At 76.8% G+C, this 5,364-nt stretch carries 5 protein-coding genes; 3 read left to right on the top strand and 2 right to left on the bottom strand.

What is annotated here, in order from left to right; all coding sequences use genetic code 11:
- The first annotated feature begins 375 nt into the window (after positions 1-375).
- The gene (locus ACFWXO_RS39900; RefSeq protein WP_380530808.1) at positions 376-687 is read left to right on the top strand and encodes a hypothetical protein; all 312 of its coding nucleotides are present in this window, start codon (positions 376-378) and stop codon (positions 685-687) included.
- Positions 688-860: 173 nt separating this feature from the next.
- Here ACFWXO_RS39900 and ACFWXO_RS39895 read toward each other — a convergent pair whose 3' ends face one another.
- On the bottom strand, positions 861-1,799 hold the full coding sequence (locus ACFWXO_RS39895; protein ID WP_380530805.1) for a DUF2797 domain-containing protein: 939 nt from the start codon (positions 1,797-1,799) through the stop codon (positions 861-863).
- An 89-nt stretch (positions 1,800-1,888) separates the two neighbouring features.
- On the opposite strand from ACFWXO_RS39895, the gene ACFWXO_RS39890 reads away from it, so the two are divergent.
- A complete protein-coding gene (locus ACFWXO_RS39890) occupies positions 1,889-2,521 on the top strand; it encodes a maleylpyruvate isomerase N-terminal domain-containing protein (RefSeq protein ID WP_380530803.1) in 633 nt (210 codons plus the stop codon).
- 33 nt (positions 2,522-2,554) lie between these two features.
- Here ACFWXO_RS39890 and ACFWXO_RS39885 read toward each other — a convergent pair whose 3' ends face one another.
- Positions 2,555-2,737, bottom strand: coding sequence for a hypothetical protein (locus ACFWXO_RS39885; protein ID WP_380530800.1), 183 nt, complete (start codon positions 2,735-2,737; stop codon positions 2,555-2,557).
- Positions 2,738-3,033: 296 nt separating this feature from the next.
- Here ACFWXO_RS39885 and ACFWXO_RS39880 point away from each other — a divergent pair, with 296 nt between their 5' ends.
- Positions 3,034-5,289, top strand: coding sequence for a restriction endonuclease (locus ACFWXO_RS39880; protein ID WP_380530797.1), 2,256 nt, complete (start codon positions 3,034-3,036; stop codon positions 5,287-5,289).
- The last annotated feature ends 75 nt before the right edge of the window (positions 5,290-5,364 follow it).

Genomic DNA, 5,364 nt, shown 5'->3' with positions numbered 1-5,364 from the left:
CCCACCCCCCGCCCCCCCACTCCCGTCCGTGAGCGCGTGGTGCTCCGCCTGGGCGTGCCCGGGTCTGTCTGTGCGCGCGGCCGCCCCCCCGACGCTGTTCTCCGGGGCGTGCGAGGGGAGTTCGCGCTCCCCGAACGAGTGGTGGAACGCCGCACGCGGTGCTTCCTGGCGGAAAATCGCGCTACGGTGGTGCTCCGCTACGGGAGGACGGCATATGCCCGAGGTTCAGTCCTGCTCCGGCTGCGGCGGGTCCGGGGGGACCCAGAAGACCGAGGCAACGGTCGAACTGGACGAGGAAGGAGGCATGGTGCCCAGCGTTCACACCTTCTGGTCACCCTGCGGTCGGTGCCACGGATCCGGGACGGTGATCGTCGGATGAGGTTGGTCTTCGAGTGCGTCGAGTGCGGTGGGCACTACCTGCCGCCGGAGGGCATGGTCTATCCGGACGGGCCGGCCTCGCCGGTCTGGTGCTCCCCCTGTCAGACGTCCAAGCGCACGGCGGGCCTCCGGGAGGACCCGCTGCTCGCCCGGGTCGCCCTGGCCGCCGCCCGGGCCGCGCTGGCCCGGCGCACCGCCGAGCCCGTCGAGCCGGTCCCGGCCGGGCGCGCCGACGTCCGCCCGTCCCGTCCGCCGCTGTCCCGGCGGGCGCGCTCCGGACCGGGCGGGGTACGCGGCAAGCTGGGCTGAGCAGCTCCTCCGGGCATCCGTCAAGTACCGCTTTCGACACAGCGCTTGCGCCCGCCACGAGCCCACCGGACTGACCCGCGAGCCGGGGGACGTCGCCGCACCCACGCTGGGCCTGGCGATGTCGATGTCGATGAGGATCTCGATGAGGATCCTGCCTCAGGAGGCGCTCGCCCTCAGAACAGCGCCTCCTGGGTGTCCGGCTCCGGCGGGCGGACCCGCTCCTCCAGGACCAGCCCCTCGGAGGCCCGGCCGACCGCCGGCGTGAGCGTCCAGCCGGTCAGCCGTCGGGTGTCCAGCAGCAGCGGGCCGGAGCCGTCCGGCTGGTCCAGGAAGAGGTGCCGCCCCACCGGCGGGCGCAGCGTACCGGCGACCACCGCGCCCGCGGCCAGGCCGGTGACTTCCCGGTAGGTCTCGGGGGCGCCGCCGGCCAGGCCGTAGCGCTCCACGTGGTCCGTCACCGGGCGGTCCGCGAGCAGCTCCACGGCGTGCCCGTCCAGCAGTCGGTGCGCCCGGGCCCGGGCCTCCGTCAGCACGGCGCGGCGGTGCGCGGCGTCGCCGTGCGACCACCAGTGGTCGGTCTTGATCCGGGACTTGAACCGCTCGCGCGCCATGCCCGAGGCGGCGACGGTGAGTTCGGCGCGGCGCACCGCGGGCAGGCCGCCGCGCGCGGTGAACGCGTAGGCCAGCGCGCCCTGTTCCAGCAGCCGGCTGTCGCCGCGCTGCTCGGCGGTCAGGCCGACCTTCAAGAGGCCCTCGCCGAACCAGGCGAGGTAGAGCAGGTAGGTGCGGCCGTCGTCGAGGATCTGGTCCCGGGCGAGGGCCAGGCCGCGGTCCACGCTCTGGCAGGCCGGGCACTGGGTGGCGCTGCCGCCCGGGTCGACCACCGCGTGGTGCGGGCAGGGCGTGCGCTCCGTCGCCCCGGCCAGCCAGGCGCCCACGCAGCGGCGCGGGCCGCCGAGCAGCCAGCAGACCTCCGTACCGGGCGCCACGGCGCGCTCGTGCACCCGGGCGCCGTGCACGGCGCAGAGCAGGGCCCGGCCGTCGTGCCAGCTCAGGCCGGTGGAGACCCAGCCGGCGGGCCGGTCCGGGTGCTGCGGTGCGGGGACCGTCACGGGCATCCCTCCCTGGAAGCTCTTCGAACCCGGCCAGGCTACCCGGCCCCACCGACAATCCCTCGGGACGAGGGCCCTAGCATCCGTCCATGATCGACTCACCGACCCCGGACGACCTCGCCCTCGCCCTCCGCCTCGCCGTGGACGCCCTCTCCGGTGCCCCGGCGGACGCGGACTGGTCCCGGCCCGCCGGTGGCCTCGACTGGAGCTGCTGGGAGACCGTCGAGCACCTGGCCGACGACCTCCTCGCCTACGCGGCCCAGCTCGGCCCGGCCCGACCGCCCCGCGACCGGTACATGCCCTTCGTGGCGACCCGCCGCGCCCCGGGCGGCCCGAACAACTTCGTCCGCGCCGACCCGGCCGGCGGCGTCCCGGGGCTGCTCGAAGTCCTCGACTCCAGTGGCGGGTTGATGGTCGCGATCGCCCGGGTCGCCCCGCCGCAGGCCCGCGCGTACCACCCCTGGGGCCTCGCCGACCCGAGCGGCTTCGTCGCCATGAGCCTGGTCGAGACCCTGGTCCACCTGCACGACGCCACCCAGGGCCTCGGCCTCCCCTGGGACCCGCCCGCCGACCTCTGCGCCCGCACCCTGGCGCGCCTGTTCCCCGACGCCCCCCGCACCGCCGCCCCCTGGCCCACCCTCCTGTGGGCCACCGGCCGCGCCACCCTCCCCGACCACCCCCGCCGCACCGACTGGCGCTGGTACGCGGAACCGCGCGGCTGACGGGCCGGCGTACGGGCGCGTCGGTCCGAGGGGCTACCGGACGGGCGCGTCGACCTGACCGGAGACCGGGTCCCCGGCCGGCACCACGAAGGCGGGGTAGGTGTTGCCCGTGTCCGGGGCCCCCGTCGCGGCGGCCGGCACCGCACCGGCCGCCAGCACGGCGATCCCGGCGACGGCGGCCACCGCGGCGGCCCGGACGGCACTGCTGATGCTCATGAACTCTCCCCCTGGATCGGTCTCCTGACGATGATCCGCCCGGCCGCCCCCGCTGTCCACCTCCACGACGCCCACCCGACGAGGCGCCGGACGCCCCCAACGGCCGGGCCCCGCAGGGCTCGGGCCGGTGTCGCCCGTCGGGGCGGCGCGGGCGGGGCGGGTGGGCGGGAGCCGCGCAGGTCGCGGGGGCTTGGCCGGGCGGGGCGTCCACGTTCTATTCTGGCGGGCGCGGTCGGCGGTGGTGCCCGGAGGTGGCGCGCGGCGGCCGCGTCGGTGTGAGTGCGAAGGGGTGGCTGGTGGCGGGGCGGCGGAACAGCGGGGTGCTGGCGGTCTGGGCGGAGGCGCAGCGGCAGCAGCAGCGCCGGGAGGAGGCCCGTTGGCGTGCCGAGGCGGCGGAGTTGCGCCGGCACGAGCGGGCCCAGCGGGAGGCGCAGCGGGCGTCCGCCCGGGACGAGCGGGAGGCGCAGCGCGCGTACCAGCAGTCGCGGGAGGCGGAGGTGGCCCGGCGGACGGCGGAGCTGGACGCCCGGGTGGAGGAGTTGCGCGGGCTGCTGGCGGCCGGCCTGGCCGCGCCGGCGTTCGGGCCGCAGGCCCTGCTGGCGCCGCGCCCGGTGCCGCCGTTCGATCCGGGGCCGCTGGGTGTGCCGGTGCCGATGCCGGACCAGGCGTCCGCCGCCTACCACGTGCCGCCGCCGGACGCGGCGCAGGCCCGCAACGCCGGGGTGCGCCGCCAGTACGAGCAGTACCTGGCGCAGGCCCGGGTCCGGTTCGAGCAGGACTGGTACGCCGCGCAGGCCCGGGAGGCGGACCGGCAGTCCCGGCTGGCCGCGTACCACCAGGAGTACCTGGGGTGGGCGGAGGGCTTCCGTCGGCAGGAGGAGGAGCGCGGCGCCGGGACGGAGGAGTTGCTGCGGCGGCTTCGGGCGGGCGAGCCGGAGGCCGTGCAGGAGTACTTCACGGCGGGGCTGTACGCCTCGGCGGCCTGGCCGGAGGGCTTCCCGCACCGGCTGGTGGCGGCCTGGGAGGTGTCGAGCCGTCAGCTGGTGGTGAACTGGGAGCTGCCCGGTCCGGACGTGGTGCCGGCGGCCGGGCGGGTGCGGTACGTGAAGGCGGACGACCGCGAGGCGGAGGTGGCCCGGCCGGCGACCGAGCGCAAGGCGCTGTACCGGGAGGTGCTGGCGCAGTCGGCGCTGCGGTTGGCGGCCGAGCTGTTCCGGGCGGACCGGGACGGGATGCTGGACTCGGTGGTGGTGAACGGCTTCGTGCTGGGGATCGATCCGGCGACGGGCCGGGAGGCCGAGCGCTTCCTGTCGACGCTGACCGCGACCCGGGCCGAGTTCTCGGGGCTGGCGCTGGACCGGGTGGCCCCGGTGGAGTGCTTCCAGGGGCTGGGCGGCAAGCTGTCGGCGCGGCCGGAGCGGCTGGACGAGGTGAAGCCGGACCGGCTGCCGGAGTCGGTGGGCGGGAGCCTGGCCGGGCACTTCGGCGAGGAGGACCCGGACCTCTTCGAGATGGATCCGCTGGACTTCGAGGACCTGATCGCCGAGTTGTTCCGGCTGCGCGGCTTCCGGGTGATGACGACGGCCCGCAGCGGTGACGTCGGGGTGGACGTGGTCGCCGAGGACCTGGACCCCGTGACCGGCGGCAAGATCGTGATCCAGGCGAAGCGGTACCGGAAGACCGTCCCGCCGACGGCCGTGCGCGACCTGGAGTCCACCGTGCGCCACCACGGCGCGATCAAGGGCATCCTGGTGACCACGGCGGGCTTCGGCAAGGGCTCGTACAGCTACATCGAGGGCAAGCCGCTGACCCTGGTGAGCGGCCCGGAGCTGGTGGAGCTGCTGGCCGACCAGGGGCTGCGCGGCCGGCTCGGCGGCGGCGCGGGGGGCCGGGCCGGAAGCGGTGCCGGGAGCGGTGCGGACGCCGGAGCCGGTACGGGCGGTGCGGGCGGCGGAACCGGTACGGGCGGTACGGGCGCCGCAGGCGGGACGGCCGGCGCGGGCGGTGCGGCGGCGGGGCGGCCGGAGCCGGACGCCCCGCAGAGCAGCCTCACGGTGAGCTGGCAGAGCCGGACGGCCGGCGGGGACCCGGTGGAGCTGGACGTCACGGCGTTCCTGTGCGCCCGCGGCCGGGTGCTGAGCGACGAGCACTTCGTGTTCTTCAACAACCCCCAGGACCCGGACGGCGCCGTCCGGCTGCACCCCACCCACTCGGTGCCGGGCGAGCCGGCCCGGGCGGCCCGGCTGAGCCTGGACCTGCACCGGCTGCCGGCCGCCGTGGACGAGGTGGTGCTGGCGGTGTCCACCGAGGAGGAGGAGCACCCGGCGCTGCCGCTCGGTTACGTGTACGGGCTGGCCGTCGCGGCGGAGTACGGCCCGGGGGCGGGCGGTCCGGCGAAGTGGCCGGGGGCGAACGGCGGCGTGCCGGACTCGGCGATGCTGCTCGGGAGCTTCCGACGGGCGTCCGCGGGCTGGCAGTTCGAGCCCTCGGCGCGAGCGGTGACGAACGGTCTGACGGGGCTGGCGACGGCCTTCGGCGTCGCGGTGGAGTGACGGGGGGGGGGGGGTGGGGCCCGCCCCCCCCTCCCACAGCAAGAGCGCCCCGGGTGCGGCGCGGCAGTCGGCCTG

The organism is Kitasatospora sp. NPDC059088 (genome assembly GCF_042738155.1).
In the GTDB taxonomy this organism is placed as follows: Bacteria; Actinomycetota; Actinomycetes; order Streptomycetales; family Streptomycetaceae; genus Kitasatospora.
Note: the sequence above shows the minus strand (reverse complement) of the source record. Positions and strands in the feature narration are given on the sequence as shown.